Raw genomic sequence first — 16445 nt, forward strand, 5'->3', positions numbered from 1 at the left:
CCGGGAACTGCCGCCCTGCTAGGGTCGGCACCAGGGAGGAAACAATGCTCAAAAGGACTTTGCTCGCTCTTGCCTTCACCGGCCTCGCCTTTGCCGCCTTCGCCCAGCAGCCCGGAATAAAGCGCACGCCGCTCCAGAAGGTCGAATTTCCGGACGGCTACAACACCATCACCGCCGTCGCGGAAGTCCCGGCGGGAGGCTCGGCCGGGCGCCATACCCATCCGGGAATCGAGACCGGCTACGTGCTCGAAGGCGAGCTCAATCTCCTGATCGACGGTCAGCCGGAGAAAACCCTGAAAGCCGGCGATTCCTACCAGATCCCGGCTGGCGTCGTGCACGACGCCAAGGCCCATGGCGATAAGGCCATGAAAGTGCTGGGAGTTTACGTGGTCGACAAGACCAAGCCACTGGCGTCGCCGGCTCCCTGAACGGTCGAACCGCTCAACCCCTGGCGGGTTGGTTCGTGCTAAGGGAACGGCGAGCGGGAACCCGCTCGCTGCACATTTTTTCATCTCTAGGAACCGAAGACCGATGCGCGGGACGCCCAAGCCCATTTCGCTGCCGCGCCGCCTGATTTGCGACCTCATGCGCGCGTCGATGGACGTGCCGTTCGTCTCGCTCTCCCGTTCGCTGAATATCCGCCCCCTGCTCGAGGCACGCGCCAGCGCCGCCGCACCAGCGGGCTGGGCTGCGACCTTCGTCAAGGCCTTCGCCCTGGTTGCCAAAGACGAGCCGATCCTGCGCACGGTCTACGCCAAATGGCCTTGGCCGACGTTCTACGAATTGCCCCACAGCGTGGCGTCGGTGGCGATCGCCCGGGTCGAGGACGGCGAGGAATGCGTGATGCCGCAGCGAATCGCGGCCCCCGAGGCCATGGCGCTGGCCGCGGTCGACGCCGAGATCCGGCACGGCAAGACGGCGCCGATCGCTGACGTCCCGATGTTCCGCAAGATCATGCGGGCAACCCGCCTGCCGCTGCCGCTGCGGCGGCTGTCCTGGGCGATTGGCCTGAATTTCGGCCGCCAGCGTGGCAACTGGTTCGGCAGCTTTGCGGTGAGCTCGGTGGCCGCCTATGGCGGCGGCGAGCTCCATCCCATTACGCCCGGTCCCTTCATCGTCAGCTACGGCCTGGTCGAGCCCGGTCAGACCATCCATGTCGTGATCCGCTGGGACCACCGCGTTACCGATGCAGCGCCGATCGCCCGGGTCCTGACCCGGCTGGAACAAGTCCTGAACACTGAAATCGCTGCCGAATTGCGCGCGGCGGGCTCGAAGCCGATAAGAGCGGTCGGGACATGATTCCGGGCCCATTCGCATTGACAGAACGGCCCAAACTCCCCTAAAAGCCGCCTGCTCGCGGGCCGATTTCGGCCCGCGAAGCGTTTCGCGACCCGTGGTCCACTCCCTTAAGCTTTGGGGATGGGACCTGTCAGTGCCGGGCTAGCCCGTCACCCAGGAGGGCGCGTTTCCTCAAACCATGTACCTGAAGAGGACGCGATGACTAAGCGCAGTGAGGCGAAGTACAAACTCGATCGCCGTATGGGCCAGAACATCTGGGGCCGCCCGAAGAGCCCCGTGAATCGCCGCGAGTACGGCCCCGGCCAGCACGGCCAGCGCCGCAAGGGCAAGCTCTCGGACTTCGGCGTGCAGCTGCGCGCCAAGCAGAAGCTGAAGGGCTACTACGCCAACATTTCCGAACGTCAGTTCCACGGCATCTATGTCGAGGCGAGCCGCCTCAAGGGTGACACCGGCGAGAACCTGATCGGCCTGCTGGAGCGTCGTCTCGACGCGGTGGTGTACCGCGCCAAGTTCGTCTCGACGATCTTCGCCGCCCGCCAGTTCATCAACCACGGCCACATCAAGGTGAACGGCCGCAAGGTCAACATCTCGAGCTACCAGCTCAAGGTCGGCGACGTGATCGAGGTCAAGGAAGCCTCCAAGCAGCTCGCCCATGTGCTCGAAGCCAGCCAGCTCCCCGAGCGCGACACCCCCGACTATCTCGAAGTCGACCACGGCAAGATGACCGCGAAGTACGTGCGCATCCCCGGCCTCTCCGACGTGCCGTTCCCGGTGCAGATGGAGCCGCATCTGGTCGTCGAATTCTATTCGCGCTAAGATCTGAATATCGAAAGGCCCCGGTTCGCCGGGGCCTTTTTGCTTAAGAGCCACACTTCAGTGGCCGCAATGCTTTAGGAGCCGTCGCATGCTCTACACCCCTCCCCCGATCGATCCCAAGGCGCCGCCGGTGCGCATCAATCTGCTCTCGGACACGCAGACCAAGCCGACGGCTGCGATGCGCGAGGCGATGGCACGTGCGGAGGTCGGTGACGAGCAGGTCGGCGACGATCCGACGGTGAACGCACTGTGCGAGCGAGTCGCCGAGTTGCTTGGCAAGGAAGCAGCGGTCTACATGCCGTCGGGCACGATGTGCAACGTCACCGCGACGCTGGTGCATTGCCGGCCCGGCGACGAGATTCTCGCCCATGAGACCGCGCACATCATCGCGCGCGAAGGCGGCGCGCATGCCGCGATCGGCGGCTTCCAGGTGACGCAGCTCAAAGGCCCCGACGGCCAGTTCACGCCGGAGACGTTCCGGAAAGCCCTGCATCCGCGCACCCGCTACCAGCCGCCGCAGACCGTCGTCAGCGTCGAGCAGACCGCCAATATCGGCGGCGGCACGATCTGGAAGAAGGCCGCGCTCGACGAGATCGTCGCGATCGCGAAACAACACGACCTCGTCACCCACATGGACGGCGCGCGCCTGCTCAACGCGACCGTCGCCAGCGGCATCTCCCCGCGCGACATGACCGCCGGCTGGGATTCAGCCTGGATCGACTTCTCGAAAGGACTGGGCGCACCGATCGGCGGCGTGCTCGCAGGCTCGCGCGTCTTCATCGACGCGGTGTGGCAATGGAAGCAGCGCCTCGGCGGCTCGATGCGGCAGGCCGGCATTTGCGCCGCCGCCTGCATCTACGCGCTCGACCATCACGTCGACCGCCTCGCCGACGATCACGCCAATGCGCGCGCGCTTGCCCGTGGGCTGTCGCAGATCGCAGGAATCGAGGTGCAGGAGCCCGAGACCAATCTGGTGTTCTTCAAGCCCGACGGCGCGGGCGTTGCCGGCGACAAGATGGTTGCGGCGCTGCGCCAGCGCGGCGTGACGCTGGCGATGATGGATGGCCGCATCCGCGCCTGCACTCATCTCGACGTCGATGCGGCCCAGGTCGAGGAGACGATCGGGTACGTGCGCGAGATCGTGCGCGGGGCGTGAAGTCTCGTAGCCCGGGTGAGCGCAGCGACGCCCGGGACTTCACGCGCAGCGACCCCGGATGTCGCTGCGCTCATCCGGGCTACGCAGTCCGCGAAGGACCTACCGCCCCATCGCCTGATAGATCAGCGTCTTCAGCGCCAGCTGGATCCGGCCGCGCTGCGAGGGCGTCTGCACCATGAAGATCCCGAACAGATCGTCCTCGGGATCGATGAAGAAGAAGGTGCCGCCGACGCCGTCCCAGCGATATTCGCCGAGCGGCCACGATGTGCCTGACGGCACCGAGGTTCGGACGGCGAAGCCGAGGCCGAAGCCGGAGTTCCCGCCCGGATAATAATTCTGGTCGCGCGCGATCTTCGTCTCAGGGCCGATGTGGTCCGACGCCATCAGCGCGATGGTCTCGGGCTGGAGATAACGCCGCCCCTCATAGGTGCCGCCGTTCAGCAGCATCTGCGCAAAGCGGGCATAGTCGCTAATCGTGCCGACCATACCGCCGCCGCCTGATTCCCATGTCACCGGCCGCTTGATGTCGCGAATCTGCGTCGTCGGATTGATGTTGCGGTCCGCTGGCATCGGCTCGGCGACACGCGGGAATTTGGCGGGATCAGCGACGAAGAACGCCGTTTCGGTCATGCCGAGCGGATCGAGCAGCCGCTCCTTCTCGAACTGCAGCAGCGTCTTCCCCGAGATCACCTCGACGACACGGCCCAGCACATCGGTAGCGTGGCCATAATCCCACTTCGTGCCGGGTTGTTCGGCGAGCGGCAGCGCGGTGATCTTTGCGACGAACTCGGCGTTGGTCGAATTTCCGTTGTTGAAGAGACCTGCGTCGGCATAAAGCTTGTTCACCAACTCCCCGCCGTAATAGCCGTACGGCAGCCCTGCGGTATGGCGCATCAAATCCTTGATCGTGACCGGACGCTCCAGCGGCTCCAGCTCCAGGCTGACCTTGTCGTCCTCGGCCTTCTTCTCGACGCCGACCTTCATGCTGGCGAATGCGGGAATGTATTTTGCCACGGGATCGTCGAGCGAAAGCTTGCCCTCCTCGACCAGCATCATCGCCATGACGGAGGTGATCGGCTTCGACATCGAATAAAGGCGGAAGATCGTGTCCGCGCTCATCGATATCTCTGTCGCGACGTCGCGGACACCGAAATTCTCGTAATAGACCGGCTTGCCGTGCTGCTGGAGCAGCAGGATGGCGCCGGGGATCTTGCCGGTGGCGACCTCGTTCCGGATGTAATCGGAAACTTTCGCCAGCCCTTCGGGCGAGAAAGTGCCGACGGCGCGTCCCTCAGAGCCGGCCTTCCCACCGACCATTCCGACCAGAAGCACGAGCGCCGCGATGAACGCGCGGCGCCCGAACATGTCACTTTTCCATGGCTTCATAGACCAGCTGCTTCAATGTCCGCTGCACGCGCTGGCGCTCGCTCGGGGTCTGCTCCAGCAGCACGAAGAACATGTCCTGCTTGGGATCGATCACGAAATAGCAGCCGGAGGCGCCGTCCCACTTCAATTCGCCGAGATCACCGGGCGGCGGCGGCTTGGCGTTGCCGGGATCGGTGCGGACGGCGAGCCCGAGACCGAAGCCGAAACCGTCGCCGGGGAAATAGAAATAGTCGCGATCGACGCCTGAGCCCGGGCCGATCTGATCGGTCGTCATCAGCTTGAATGTCTCGGGCTTGAGAATCGTCTTGCCGTCGAGACTGCCGCCATTGAGCAGCATCTGCGCGAACCGCTCATAGTCGGCCATGGTCGTCACCATGCCGCCGCTGGCGAACTGGATCTTCTTGGCCACCGTCGGATCGTTGATCCGGCCGACCCGGAAATCGCTGTCGTTCGGCACCGGCTGCGCCAGCAGCTTCTGCTTCTCGGGAGCCGTGACGAAGAAGCCGGTATCGACCATGCCGAGCGGGTCGAGCAGCTTCTCCCGCATGATGTCGATCAGCGGCTTGCCGGCCGCGATCTCCATCACGCGTGCCAGCACGTCGGTGGAATGGCCGTATTGCCAAAGCGCGCCCGGCTGGTTGTGCAGCGGCAGTTTCGCGATGCGCTCGGCGAACTCGGCGAGGTCGAAATCACCGGCATAGATGTTGGCCTCGCGATACGCCTTGCGGACCAGGCTGTCGCCATAGAAACCATAGGTGATGCCCGATGTGTGTGTCATCAGATCGTGCACCGTCATCGGCCTGTTCGGCGGCACCAGTTCGAGCGACTTGGTGCCGTCCTCCGCCTTTTTCTCGACGCCGACCTTCACGTTGCCGAAGGAGGGGATGTACTTCGAGACGGGATCATCCAACTTGATCTTGCCGTCCTCGATCAACCGCACCGCGACCACCGACGTGAGCGCCTTGCTCATCGAGAACAGGCGGAAGATGGTCTTGTCGGTGATCGGTGCCTTGCTGACCACGTCCTGCACGCCGAAGGCTTCGTGGTAGACCGGCTTGCCGTGCTGCTTGATCAGGACAGTCGCACCGGCGATCTTGCCGGTCGCGACCTCGTTCTTGAAGAATTCGCTGATCCTGCCGAGCTTGTCCTGATTGAAATGTGCGCCGGCCGGAATCTCGTAGGTGCCCTCGGCTTTCGCCAGCGACATCGCGCCGAGCGACACCAGCGCGCCGCAGACCAGCGCACGCAGTCCAGACTTTGAAATCATATCCCCTCCCCGGAACATCGTCCGGCGGAGTGTACCGGCCGTATCATCAGGCACAAGGGCCGGGGTGTCGCGCAAGTGCCTCGGCATGGAGTTTGGCGTTCGGCTCGGCGAAACAGCAGAACACGACACGGGTCACCGACGGCGCTGCCGAGAGCCCTTCGACCGTCGTGCGCACCGCAATGTCGGCGGCGCGGTCGGCGGGAAAGCGGAAAATGCCGGTCGAAATCGCGGGGAATGCCACCGAGGTCAGTCTGTGCTTCCCGCACAGCCCCATCGAACGGCGATAACAGGAGGCGAGCAGATCGTCCTCGCCGAGGGTACCGCCATTCCAGACCGGCCCGACGGTGTGGATCACATGGGCAGCCCTAAGCCGGTAGCCTTTGGTGATCTTGGCATGGCCCGTCTTGCAGCCGTGGAGCATGCGGCATTCGGCGACCAGATCGGGCCCGGCGGCCCGATGAATTGCACCGTCCACACCGCCCCCGCCAAGGAGCGACGTGTTCGCGGCGTTGACGATGGCGTCAACGCTCAGCGTGGTGATGTCGGCGACGATGACCTCGAGCTCGGCGCCGCCAATCCGGCGCGTCAGCACGGTCGCGTATCAGGCCGCGACGACGACGCCCTTCTCGGTGAGGAGCTGCTGCAATTCGCCAGCCTGGAACATCTCGCGGACGATGTCGCAGCCGCCCACGAACTCGCCCTTCACATAAAGCTGGGGGATCGTCGGCCAATTGGAGAAGGTCTTGATGCCGTCGCGCAGTTCGGCGGATTCGAGAACGTTGAGGCCCTTATAGCCGACCCCGACATGGTCGAGGATCTGGACGACCTGGCCGGAGAAACCGCACTGCGGAAATTGCGGCGTGCCCTTCATGAACAGAACCACGTCGTTCGACTTCACTTCGTTTGCGATGAATTCCTCGATGCTCATTTCCGTGTCCTTCTGGGGCCGAGCCCTCTCCGATCGCTTCGGGCCGGCTCAGCCGATCTAACCCGATACCTGCCCATATATGTAGCCCAAACCGTTGTGCATCCAAAGTAAAATGGCGGCGACATGCCCCCGCTGGCCGGTTTGCCCCCCGGCGGGGTCCATAGGCTGATGACATCAATATCATCGCCAGGGAGGACTTTCATACCGTAGCGGAGCCCCTATCTAGGACGAACCCAGGTTTTGGAACCGGGCAACGCCAACAACGTTCTCTTGTTCTGTCTGGAGAAAAACGTGACGAAACAAGCCTCCGCTACGGCCGCCCCCTCGCTTTCGTCACTGTCCACCGCCGGCAACCTCGCCCGGCGGCTGGAAGACGCTTTTCTCGCCGTCCGCAACGAGACCGAACGCCGGGCCGCGTCGCTGTCGCCGGAAGATCAGCAGATCCAGTCCATGCCCGATGCGAGCCCGACGAAATGGCACCGGGCCCATACCACCTGGTTTTGGGAGCAATTCCTGCTCGGCGAGCACGCGGCTGGCCACCGGCCCTTCCACCCTGATTTCGCGTTCCTGTTCAATTCCTATTACGTCAGCGCCGGCCCGCGTCACGCCCGCAATCATCGCGGGGATATCACCCGTCCCAGTGCAAACGAAGTCGGCGCCTATCGCAACTATGTCGATGCGGCCGTCGTCAAATTCTTCCGCGAGGCCCGCGCGGACGAGCTCCGCGCGATCGCGCCGCTGGTCGAGGTCGGGCTGAACCACGAGCAGCAGCATCAGGAATTGATGTACACGGACATCCTGCACGCCTTCGCGCAGAACCCGATCTATCCGGCCTATGACCCGGACTGGCGCTTCCCGACCGCGACGCGCAGCGGCGATGACTGGCTGACGCTGAACGAGGGCATCCACACCGTCGGCCATGTCGACGACAGCTTTCATTTCGACAATGAGAAGCCGGCGCATCGCGCCCTCGTCGGCCCGGTCAAGCTCGCGCGCAATCTCGTCACCAATGCCGAATGGCTCGCCTTCATGCGCGACGACGGCTACGCGAAAGCAACGCTGTGGCTGATGGACGGCTTTGCCGCCGCCAGCAAGGAAGACTGGCAGGCCCCGGGGCATTGGCGCGAGATCGATGGCCAGTGGCACGTGATGACGCTGGCCGGCGTGAAGCCGGTCGATCCCACCGCGCCGGTCTGCCATATCAGCTATTACGAGGCGGACGCTTTCGCGCGCTGGGCCGGCAAGCATCTGCCGACCGAGATGGAGTGGGAGGTCGCGGCCCGCGCCGGCCAGCTCAACGACGCCTTCGGCATCGTCTGGCAGTGGACCCGCAGCTCCTACGCCCCCTATCCCGGCTACCGCGCCGTCGAAGGCGCGCTCGGCGAGTACAACGGCAAGTTCATGGTCAACCAGCTGGTGCTGCGCGGCTCCTCGCTTGCAACTCCGGATGGCCACGGCCGTATCACTTATCGCAACTTCTTCTATCCGCACCACCGCTGGCAGTTCACCGGACTCCGGCTCGCCGATTACGACTAACATTTCCGACGACAAATGCGCGCCGGACAGCGCGTTCAGGAGAGTATCATGAATGTGCACGCCAGCGCTTTGGCCGAAGCCCATCTTCCCGACGAGCAGACCACCGCTTTCGCCCGCGAGGCGATCGAGGACCTCTCGCAGCAGCCGAAAAAACTGTCGCCGAAGTATTTCTACGACGCGACCGGATCGGAACTGTTCGAGGCGATCACGAAGCTGCCGGAATATTATCCGACGCGCACCGAGCTCTCGATCCTGAAGGATCGTGGCAGCGAGATCGCGAAGATCATTCCGGAGCATGCCGCGCTGGTCGAATTCGGCGCGGGCGCGACCACGAAGGTTCGCCTGCTGCTGAACCATTGCAGGTTTGCGGCCTATGTCCCCGTCGACATATCCGGTGACTTCCTCAAGGCGCAGGCGAACGGCCTGAAGCGCGATTTCCCGTCGCTCGGCATCTATCCGGTCGCGGCCGACTTCACCACGCCGTTCGAGCTGCCCAAGCAGGTCGCATCGATGCCCAAGGTCGGCTTCTTCCCGGGCTCGACCATCGGCAATTTCGAGCCGCATGAAGCCCAAGCCTTCCTGAAGAGCGCGCGCGAGATCCTGGGCCGGGGCGCGCAGATGATCATCGGCGCCGACCTCGAGAAGGACGAGCGCGTGCTGTTCGATGCCTACAACGATGCGGCCGGCGTTACCGCCCGCTTCAACCTCAATGTTCTCGTCCGGATCAACCGCGAGCTCGGCGGCAATTTCGACCTCTCCGCCTTCACCCATCGCGCGATCTACAATCGCGAGCGGCACCGGATCGAGATGCACCTGATCAGCAAGAGGAGCCAGACCGTGCGCCTGCTCGGCACCAGCTTCTCGTTCCGCGCCGGCGAAAGCATCCACACCGAGAACAGCTACAAATACAGCCTGGAGCGTTTTGCGGCGCTGGCACGCGGCGCCGGATGGCGGGTGCGCGAGAGCTGGACGGATGCGGCCAGGATGTTCTCGGTGCACGCGCTGGAGGTGGCGGAGTAAACGCGCTCACACGCCGTACGCTCGCGATTGGGCTGGCCTCAATCAGGCTTGCAGGCCTCCACAGCCACCAGCCGCTCATCCCGGATGATGACGCGAAAACTGTCGGAGTGCGGCTTGCCACACGACCAGGAAAAAGATTCACCGTCGCGCTTCAGTGGATCACCCAGCCAAAAAAACACCTTCGAGATCGGGTCACCTGGCTTGATGCGATCGAGCCACTGCGTCGGGTTCGCCCATTGCCCGCAATCGCCCTGCCAGTAGCACAAGGGCGTGACGCATCGTCCGATCGCGGGCTTCCCGCCGATGGTTTGGCAGGCTGCCGGCCTTCGGCCAAGCATCCAACCCTTCGTGGCTTCCTCAATGATCAGGACCGCGGCGATTGCAGCACCGAAGATGACCAGACGCCGCACGATGCGCTCATTCCTCCACGACCTCCGCCCCCAGCGACACCGACTCCCACACCGCCACCACGATCATGATCACCGTCGTCGCGACCGACAGCCAGAGCGGCGAGAGCTCCGACGCGAACCACCACAGCACCAGAAGCAGGATGATGCCGATGCCGTGCGAGAGCTGGAGGAAGCCGCGGATCGCGTGCTTGAACAGGATTGTGCCGACCAAAAACACCAGCGGTCCGCCGATCGTGCTGACGATGGTGCGCATGTCGGAATGGCCGGTCGGATGCTTCAGCACCAGCTCGTCCGATACCGCGGTCAGGATGATGCCGGCGATGATCGGCATGTGCAGATAGGTGTAGGCAAGCCGCGCCAGCCGGCCGGATTCGGCGGACTTCGAGATGCGCTCGGCGCCGGCCTCGGCGCCCTTGTGGAAATAGATCCACCACATCGCGATGGCGCCGGTTAACGCCGAGACGAAGGCCAGGATGTTGTCCGCGGTCCACTCCAGCTCGGCAAAGGTCGCGCCGTTGACCACGACGGCTTCGCCGAGCGCGATGATGACGAAGAGGGCGCAGCGCTCGGCCATGTGGCCGCCTTCGACGGCCCAGGCCTCGACCGACGAGAAACCGAGCTTGGGAACCCAGAAGCGCGCCGCCGGCGAGACGTACTCCCAGGTGACTGCCGCAATCCACAGCCATAGCCGCGTCTCACCTTCGGACAGGCCGCCAGCGATCCACAACACCGCGGAGATCGAGAGCCAGGTCAGAATGCGGATCGCGTTGTGGCGGACCGCTGTCCTATGCCGCGGCGTTGCGAACAGCCAGAAGGCGGTGCGCCCGATTTGCATCGCGGCGTAGGCGATCGCGAACCACAGGCCCCGCCCTTCGAAGGCGGTCGGGATCGTTGTCGACAGCACCAGACCGCCGAGCATCATCAGGAAGAGCATGACGCGGACCGGCGTCAGTTCCGGATTGAGCCAGTTGGTGACCCAGGCGGTGTAGACCCACACCCACCATACCGCGAGAAACAGCACCGTGACGTGCACCGCGCCGAGCGGCGTGAAATGGTGCAGCAGCGTGTGCGACACCTGCGTGACGGCGAAGACGAAGACGAGGTCGAAGAACAGCTCGACATTGGTGACACGGCTGTGCTGGTTCGGCACGATGACGCGAAACATCGCGCCGCGAGAATTGTCCGCAGCCATTGTCGCCTCCCGTCGCGCGATCAGGTCAGGCGCCCGGAACGCCAGTTTGCAGCGCCAGCGCGTGCAGCACACCGCCCATCTGGCCGCGTAGGGATTGATAGACGATCTGGTGCTGCTGGACGCGTGACTTGCCGCGGAAGGATTCCGAGATCACGGTCGCGGCATAATGGTCGCCATCGCCGGCGAGGTCACGGATGGTCACCTCGGCATCGGGGATCGCTGCCTTGATCATCGCCTCGATATCGTGGGCGTCCATGGGCATTAGGGTCTAGCTCCTGTCTCGGCATCGAATCGCTTGCCGGGGTCGAATCTGCAAAGCCAAACTTTCCGGCATGGCGAAACTTAGCGTGAACGGCCTTCTACGTCACGCCTTCAGGCACTATATCCCTGATCCCATCAGGATAAAGGCACGACAAAGTGCCGCGCGCGGCAGATCGATAGAAAAGGCGTGAGATCATGAAGATTCCAGGGCCCGACCACCCCATCACCATCACCCAAAATCCCCGGCGCGTCCGCGTAACCGCGGGCGACGTCGTGATCGCCGAGACCAGCAAGGCACTGACCTTGAAGGAGGCCAAATACCCGGCGGTGCAGTATGTGCCGCGTGAGGATGCCAACATGGCCCTGCTGGAGCGCTCCGAGCGCACCACCCATTGCCCCTACAAGGGCGACGCCAGCTATTACAGCGTCAAGGCCGACGGCAAGACGTTGGACAACGCGATCTGGACCTACGAGACGCCGTTCCCCGCGATGACCGAGATTTCCGGCCATCTCGCCTTCTATCCGGACAAGGTGAAGATCGAGGAAGTGGGGTAGAGACCGACACAGGTCATTCCGTCATGGCCGGGCCTCGTGTCCCGGCCATCTGATGCAGCCGGCTACGCCCTGAAGATCGTCAACCCCAGTATCAGCAGCACCAGGAAGATTACGACGAAGACGTAGAACAGGAAGCGGGCGATATCGGCGGAGGCGGCCGAAATGCCGGTGAAGCCGAGCACGCCGGCCACGATCGAGACCAGTAGGAAGATCAGCGCCCATTTCAGGATCGTCATCGCCAGCTCCGAAAATCTTGCCGCACGCCTGCGGCCCACGCCCATTTCGGGAACGCTAACTTCGGTGAGCGGAACTGGTTCCTACGAGCGGCTCACCTCAAACGAGACTTGCTGAATCGGGTTCCCGGCGGCACAGTCGGACCGGGAAAGAAGCGCGACCGGGGCCGCCATGATCACGAGGTCACATTCAGCGACGATCGGCGCAGACGCGCAGGCTGCGCCCAGGAGCAAGGCGCGCAACTTCTCGCTCGATCGCGCCCGCACCTTCCTGACGCTGGTGGTGCTGCTGCATCATGCAGTGATCCCCTACACGCATTTCGGTCACACCGATCCGGCCTCCTTCGCCGGCTTCGACATGATCGTGCTCGCGACCGACAGCTTCTTCATGGCGATGTTCTTCTTCCTGTCGGGACTGTTCACCTGGCCCGGCATCGCGCGCAAGGCGCCGTCGGTCTTTTTGCGCGACCGCCTGCTGCGGCTTGGGCTGCCGTTCGCGATCGCGGCCTTGACCGTGATCCCGCTTGCCTATTACGCGATCGCGCTGCGGGCCGAGCCCGAGCTGACCTTCGCTGCCTTCTGGTGGAAGACTGTCACGGCGGGCCCGTGGCCGAGCGGCCCGATCTGGTTCGTCTGGGTGCTGCTCGCCTTCGACCTGACCGCGAGCCTGCTCTACCGGATCTCGGCGCACCTGGTCGATCCCGGCAACCGCGTTTCGCTGCGCGGGTTCGAGCAGCCCGCCGTGTTCTGGCTGATGCTCGTCGCCGTCAGCGGCATCGTCTATCTGCCGGCGCTGCTCTATTTCGGGACCAACAAATGGTTCGAGTTCGGACCGTTCTCAGTGCAGGCGAGCCGCATCCTGCTCTATTTCAGCTACTTCTTCATCGGCGCCAGCGTCGGTTCGGCGAACTTCGATCGCGGCATCCTCAGCGCCGACGGTCAGTTGCCGAAGCAGCGCTGGCTATGGGTGATCGTCACGCTGATCCCCTACTGCCTGATGTGGGGCATGATCTACATCAAGCGCGAAATCCTCGGCAATCCCGATCACCTGCCGCACTGGTACCATGTGTTTTACGGCACGTTCCTGGTGCTGTTCTCGGCCTCGATCCTGCTCGCGATCCTCGCCTTCTTCCTGCATTCGAAGGCGCCGGGGCCGACCCTGCTCGACCGCATGCAGGCTGATGCCTACGGCATCTTCCTGGTGCACTATCCGATCGCACTGTGGATCCAGTACGCGCTGTACGACTACGAGCTGCCGGCGATCGTGAAGGCCGCAATCGGCTTCGTGCTCACGGTGATCCTGAGCTGGGGACTGACGGCGGTATTGCGGAAAATTCCGGGCGCGTCGCACGTGTTGTGAGGCTGGGCACCCGTAGCCCGGATGAGCGCAGCGATATCCGGGAAACAGTGACAGCAAAGACCCGGATGTCGCTGCGCTCATCCGGGCTACGGCTCTGAGTGTGCGGCGGCTCAGGCCGCCTTGCCGCCCATATAGTCCGGCAGCCAGCGCTCGTGCGACGTCCGCAGCGCGTCGATCGTGACAGGCGCTTCGCCCGCGATGGTGATGGCATCGCCGCCGGTGGTGCCGATCCGCACGCAGGGCACCTCGCAGCCGCGCATCTTGGCGAGCACGCGGCCGGCTTCGGTTTCCGGCACGGTGACGAGATAGCGCGCCTGGTCCTCGCCGAACCAATAGGCCTGCGAGACCAGCGCGGCGGGGGCCGCAAGCAGCTTGGCGCCAATGCCGCTCGCCATCGCCATCTCGGCCAGCGCGATCAGCAGGCCGCCGTCGGAGAGGTCGTGCACGGCGGTCGCGGTGCCCGCATGGATCATGCCGCGCACGCAATCGCCGTTGCGCTTCTCGGCGGCGAGATCGACCGGCGGCGGCGCGCCCTCCTCGCGACCGCAGATGTCGCGCAAGTAAACGGACTGACCGAGCCAGCCGTGGGTGTCGCCGACCAGGAGGATTGCCTCGCCCTCGGCCTTGAAGGCCAGCGATGCAGACTTGGTGAAATCGTCGAGCAGGCCGACGCCGCCGATCGAGGGCGTCGGGAGGATCGCGCGGCCGTTGGTCTCGTTGTAGAGCGAGACGTTGCCGGAGACGACCGGGAAGTCGAGCGTGCGGCAGGCTTCCGAGATGCCCTTCAGGCAGCCGACGAACTGGCCCATGATCTCGGGCCGCTCAGGATTGCCGAAATTGAGGTTGTCGGTGATCGCGAGCGGCTTGCCGCCGACCGCGGTGATGTTGCGCCAGGCTTCTGCCACCGCCTGCATGCCGCCCTGATAGGGATCGGCCTCGCAATAGCGCGGCGTGACGTCGACGGTCAGCGCCAGGCCCTTTGGCCCGTCCTCGACGCGCACCACGGCGGCATCGCCGCCGGGACGCTGCATGGTGTTGCCGAGGATGACGTGGTCGTACTGCTCCCAGACCCAGCGCTTGCTGCACATGTCGGGCGTGCCGATCAGCTTCTCCAGCGCGCTACCTACGCCCATCGGCGCCGGCACGTCGCGCGCATGCACGACCGGCAACGCGGCGGAGGGCACGTGCGGACGATCGTACAGCGGCGCCTCGTCGCCGAGCTCCTTGATCGGCAGATCGGCCATGACGTCACCGCCATGCTTGACCACGAAGCGCTTGCTCGGCGTGGTGTAGCCGACCACCGCGAAGTCGAGCCCCCACTTCCTGAAGATCGCTTCGGCTTCCTTTTCCTTCTCGGGCTTGAGCACCATGAGCATGCGCTCCTGGCTTTCCGAGAGCATCATCTCGTAGGCGCTCATGCCGGTCTCGCGGGTGGGCACCGCGTCGAGATCGAGATCGACGCCGAGATCGCCCTTGGCGCCCATCTCGACCGCCGAGCAGGTCAGCCCCGCCGCGCCCATGTCCTGGATCGCGATGACGCAGCCCTTCTCCATGATCTCGAGGCAGGCTTCCAGCAGCAGCTTCTCGGCGAAGGGATCGCCGACCTGCACGGTCGGGCGCTTCTCCTCGGACTTGTCGTCGAACTCTGCCGAGGCCATCGAGGCGCCGTGGATGCCGTCGCGGCCGGTCTTGGAGCCCAAATAGACGATCGGCATGTTTACGCCGGAGGCGGCTGCATAGAAGATCTTGTCGGTATCCGCGAGGCCGACAGCCATGGCGTTGACGAGGATATTGCCGTCATAGCGGGTGTGGAAACGCACCTGGCCGCCGACCGTCGGCACGCCGAAGGAATTGCCGTAGCCGCCGACGCCGGCGACGACGCCGGAGACGAGATGCCGGGTCCTGGCATGCTCGGGCGCACCGAAGCTGAGCGCATTGAGGCAGGCGATCGGGCGCGCGCCCATGGTGAAGACGTCGCGCAGGATACCGCCGACGCCGGTGGTCGCGCCCTGATAGGGCTCGATGTAGCTCGGGTGGTTGTGGCTCTCCATCTTGAAGACCACGGCTTGGCCGTCGCCGATGTCGATCACGCCGGCATTCTCGCCGGGGCCCTGGATCACCCATGGTGCCTTGGTCGGCAGGCCCTTGAGATGGATGCGTGACGACTTGTACGAGCAGTGCTCGTTCCACATCGCCGAGAAGATGCCGAGCTCGGTGAAGGTCGGCTCCCGCCCGATCAGCTTCAGGATGCGCTCGTATTCGTCGGGCTTGAGTCCGTGGGCGGCAACCAGTTCGGGGGTGATCTTGGGTTCGTTCTTCATGGATTCCAGGCTTTCGGCGGCGGCTGGGCCGTTCTTAGGAACATCCGGGGCTCGCGAAAAGCCCTTTATGGCGCATTTTCCCGCTGTCCCACGTTTTGCAGGCGGGGGCGGCGGGAACAGGAATTGCACGGCGCCGACGGATCGGATTTAAGGGCTCAAGACCCGCAATTGAAGGCCCATTTCCTTGCACGAATTGACCAAAACGCCCCCGCCCCGCCGCCCGGACCTCCACATCGCCACCGAGGGCGAATTCGTCGGCTGGCGGACCTGGATTCGCGACAGTTTTGAAGCCCATGTCGGCCCCTTCTGGCACCTCATCGAGGCAGACGGCAACGTCCGCAGCGCCTTCCGGGTCGAGAAAAAGCACCTCAATGGCTCCGGGAACGTCCATGGCGGCTGCTACATGGCCTTTGCCGACTACTCCCTGTTTGCGATCGCCACCCACGTCCTGGACAGCCGGGCGGTGACGACCAATTTCGCCTGCGAATTCCTCGACGCGGCACGCGAGGGGGAGTTGATCGAGTGCACCGGCGAGGTCACCCGCGCCGGCGGCTCGCTCATCTTCCTGCGCGGCAAGATGATGTCCGGGCCGCGGGTGTTGCTGACCTTTTCCGGCACGATCAAGCGGATGAAGCGGAAGGCGCTCCCTCAGCCAAACGCATAGCTCGGCGGCTTCCCTTTTCGCCTGCCCTCGCCCAGACTTCC

At 64.3% G+C, this 16445-nt stretch carries 18 protein-coding genes; 9 read left to right on the forward strand and 9 right to left on the reverse strand.

Annotated elements, in window-relative coordinates:
* Positions 1-44: 44 nt before the first annotated feature.
* From CIT39_RS22775 to CIT39_RS22790, 4 genes are all read left to right on the forward strand, one after another.
* The gene (locus CIT39_RS22775; RefSeq protein WP_094972241.1) at positions 45-428 is read left to right on the forward strand and encodes a cupin domain-containing protein; all 384 of its coding nucleotides are present in this window, start codon (positions 45-47) and stop codon (positions 426-428) included.
* A 103-nt stretch (positions 429-531) separates the two neighbouring features.
* Positions 532-1299 (forward strand): acyltransferase, encoded by a 768-nt coding sequence (locus CIT39_RS22780; RefSeq protein WP_094972242.1) that lies wholly within the window; start codon positions 532-534, stop codon positions 1297-1299.
* Positions 1300-1497: 198 nt separating this feature from the next.
* Positions 1498-2115 (forward strand): 30S ribosomal protein S4, encoded by a 618-nt coding sequence (rpsD, locus tag CIT39_RS22785; RefSeq protein WP_018316575.1) that lies wholly within the window; start codon positions 1498-1500, stop codon positions 2113-2115.
* An 88-nt stretch (positions 2116-2203) separates the two neighbouring features.
* Positions 2204-3271 carry a threonine aldolase family protein gene (locus CIT39_RS22790; protein ID WP_094972243.1) on the forward strand — a complete coding sequence of 356 codons (1068 nt, stop codon included), beginning with the start codon at positions 2204-2206 and terminating at the stop codon, positions 3269-3271.
* 99 nt (positions 3272-3370) lie between these two features.
* Here CIT39_RS22790 and CIT39_RS22795 read toward each other — a convergent pair whose 3' ends face one another.
* From CIT39_RS22795 to grxD, 4 genes are read right to left on the reverse strand one after another with little or no spacing between them, the layout of a single operon-like run.
* A complete protein-coding gene (locus CIT39_RS22795) occupies positions 3371-4636 on the reverse strand; it encodes a serine hydrolase domain-containing protein (RefSeq protein WP_162308624.1) in 1266 nt (421 codons plus the stop codon).
* Position 4637: 1 nt separating this feature from the next.
* Positions 4638-5924: a serine hydrolase domain-containing protein gene (locus CIT39_RS22800; protein ID WP_162308625.1), complete on the reverse strand. Its 1287-nt coding sequence runs from the start codon at positions 5922-5924 to the stop codon at positions 4638-4640.
* 46 nt (positions 5925-5970) lie between these two features.
* Positions 5971-6516, reverse strand: coding sequence for an O-acetyl-ADP-ribose deacetylase (locus tag CIT39_RS22805; RefSeq protein WP_094972246.1), 546 nt, complete (start codon positions 6514-6516; stop codon positions 5971-5973).
* A gap of 9 nt (positions 6517-6525) precedes the next feature.
* Positions 6526-6852, reverse strand: a complete 327-nt coding sequence (gene grxD, locus CIT39_RS22810; RefSeq protein WP_094972247.1) for a Grx4 family monothiol glutaredoxin — start codon at positions 6850-6852, stop codon at positions 6526-6528.
* Between the two features lie 240 nt (positions 6853-7092).
* Between grxD and egtB the strand changes: the two genes are divergently transcribed.
* Positions 7093-8388 carry an ergothioneine biosynthesis protein EgtB gene (gene egtB, locus CIT39_RS22815; RefSeq protein WP_162308626.1) on the forward strand — a complete coding sequence of 432 codons (1296 nt, stop codon included), beginning with the start codon at positions 7093-7095 and terminating at the stop codon, positions 8386-8388.
* A gap of 48 nt (positions 8389-8436) precedes the next feature.
* Complete coding sequence (gene egtD, locus CIT39_RS22820; RefSeq protein WP_162308627.1) at positions 8437-9408, forward strand: L-histidine N(alpha)-methyltransferase; 972 nt, start codon at positions 8437-8439, stop codon at positions 9406-9408.
* A gap of 38 nt (positions 9409-9446) precedes the next feature.
* On the opposite strand, the gene CIT39_RS22825 is transcribed toward egtD, so the two are convergent.
* From CIT39_RS22825 to CIT39_RS22835, 3 genes are read right to left on the reverse strand one after another with little or no spacing between them, the layout of a single operon-like run.
* A complete protein-coding gene (locus tag CIT39_RS22825) occupies positions 9447-9818 on the reverse strand; it encodes a hypothetical protein (RefSeq protein ID WP_094972249.1) in 372 nt (123 codons plus the stop codon).
* Between the two features lie 7 nt (positions 9819-9825).
* The gene (locus tag CIT39_RS22830; protein ID WP_094972250.1) at positions 9826-11010 is read right to left on the reverse strand and encodes a low temperature requirement protein A; all 1185 of its coding nucleotides are present in this window, start codon (positions 11008-11010) and stop codon (positions 9826-9828) included.
* 25 nt (positions 11011-11035) lie between these two features.
* Positions 11036-11272 carry a BolA family protein gene (locus CIT39_RS22835; protein WP_018316584.1) on the reverse strand — a complete coding sequence of 79 codons (237 nt, stop codon included), beginning with the start codon at positions 11270-11272 and terminating at the stop codon, positions 11036-11038.
* Between the two features lie 194 nt (positions 11273-11466).
* Here CIT39_RS22835 and CIT39_RS22840 point away from each other — a divergent pair, with 194 nt between their 5' ends.
* Positions 11467-11826 (forward strand): DUF427 domain-containing protein, encoded by a 360-nt coding sequence (locus CIT39_RS22840; protein WP_094972251.1) that lies wholly within the window; start codon positions 11467-11469, stop codon positions 11824-11826.
* 62 nt (positions 11827-11888) lie between these two features.
* Here the strand turns inward: CIT39_RS22840 and CIT39_RS22845 are convergent, their stop codons facing one another.
* Positions 11889-12062 (reverse strand): DUF1328 domain-containing protein, encoded by a 174-nt coding sequence (locus CIT39_RS22845; protein WP_007612121.1) that lies wholly within the window; start codon positions 12060-12062, stop codon positions 11889-11891.
* A gap of 169 nt (positions 12063-12231) precedes the next feature.
* Between CIT39_RS22845 and CIT39_RS22850 the strand changes: the two genes are divergently transcribed.
* Positions 12232-13419: an acyltransferase family protein gene (locus CIT39_RS22850; protein WP_094972252.1), complete on the forward strand. Its 1188-nt coding sequence runs from the start codon at positions 12232-12234 to the stop codon at positions 13417-13419.
* Between the two features lie 110 nt (positions 13420-13529).
* Here the strand turns inward: CIT39_RS22850 and purL are convergent, their stop codons facing one another.
* Positions 13530-15740, reverse strand: coding sequence for a phosphoribosylformylglycinamidine synthase subunit PurL (purL, locus tag CIT39_RS22855; protein ID WP_094972253.1), 2211 nt, complete (start codon positions 15738-15740; stop codon positions 13530-13532).
* Positions 15741-15924: 184 nt separating this feature from the next.
* Here purL and CIT39_RS22860 point away from each other — a divergent pair, with 184 nt between their 5' ends.
* Positions 15925-16404, forward strand: a complete 480-nt coding sequence (locus CIT39_RS22860) for a PaaI family thioesterase (protein ID WP_162308628.1) — start codon at positions 15925-15927, stop codon at positions 16402-16404.
* Positions 16405-16445 lie beyond the last annotated feature (41 nt).

Origin of the sequence: Bradyrhizobium symbiodeficiens (assembly GCF_002266465.3) — a bacterium.
Taxonomy (GTDB): Bacteria; Pseudomonadota; Alphaproteobacteria; order Rhizobiales; family Xanthobacteraceae; genus Bradyrhizobium; species Bradyrhizobium symbiodeficiens.

Excerpts from the sequence above, each read along its gene's own strand:
- CIT39_RS22775 (WP_094972241.1), top strand. The coding sequence starts at position 45 with ATGCTCAAAAGGACTTTGCTCGCTCTTGCCTTCACCGGCCTCGCCTTT.
- CIT39_RS22780 (WP_094972242.1), top strand. The coding sequence starts at position 532 with ATGCGCGGGACGCCCAAGCCCATTTCGCTGCCGCGCCGCCTGATTTGC.
- rpsD (WP_018316575.1), top strand. The coding sequence starts at position 1,498 with ATGACTAAGCGCAGTGAGGCGAAGTACAAACTCGATCGCCGTATGGGC.
- CIT39_RS22790 (WP_094972243.1), top strand. The coding sequence starts at position 2,204 with ATGCTCTACACCCCTCCCCCGATCGATCCCAAGGCGCCGCCGGTGCGC.
- CIT39_RS22795 (WP_162308624.1), bottom strand. The coding sequence starts at position 4,636 with ATGTTCGGGCGCCGCGCGTTCATCGCGGCGCTCGTGCTTCTGGTCGGA.
- CIT39_RS22800 (WP_162308625.1), bottom strand. The coding sequence starts at position 5,924 with ATGATTTCAAAGTCTGGACTGCGTGCGCTGGTCTGCGGCGCGCTGGTG.
- grxD (WP_094972247.1), bottom strand. The coding sequence starts at position 6,852 with ATGAGCATCGAGGAATTCATCGCAAACGAAGTGAAGTCGAACGACGTG.
- egtD (WP_162308627.1), top strand. The coding sequence starts at position 8,437 with ATGAATGTGCACGCCAGCGCTTTGGCCGAAGCCCATCTTCCCGACGAG.
- CIT39_RS22830 (WP_094972250.1), bottom strand. The coding sequence starts at position 11,010 with ATGGCTGCGGACAATTCTCGCGGCGCGATGTTTCGCGTCATCGTGCCG.
- CIT39_RS22835 (WP_018316584.1), bottom strand. The coding sequence starts at position 11,272 with ATGCCCATGGACGCCCACGATATCGAGGCGATGATCAAGGCAGCGATC.
- CIT39_RS22840 (WP_094972251.1), top strand. The coding sequence starts at position 11,467 with ATGAAGATTCCAGGGCCCGACCACCCCATCACCATCACCCAAAATCCC.
- CIT39_RS22845 (WP_007612121.1), bottom strand. The coding sequence starts at position 12,062 with ATGACGATCCTGAAATGGGCGCTGATCTTCCTACTGGTCTCGATCGTG.
- CIT39_RS22850 (WP_094972252.1), top strand. The coding sequence starts at position 12,232 with ATGATCACGAGGTCACATTCAGCGACGATCGGCGCAGACGCGCAGGCT.
- purL (WP_094972253.1), bottom strand. The coding sequence starts at position 15,740 with ATGAAGAACGAACCCAAGATCACCCCCGAACTGGTTGCCGCCCACGGA.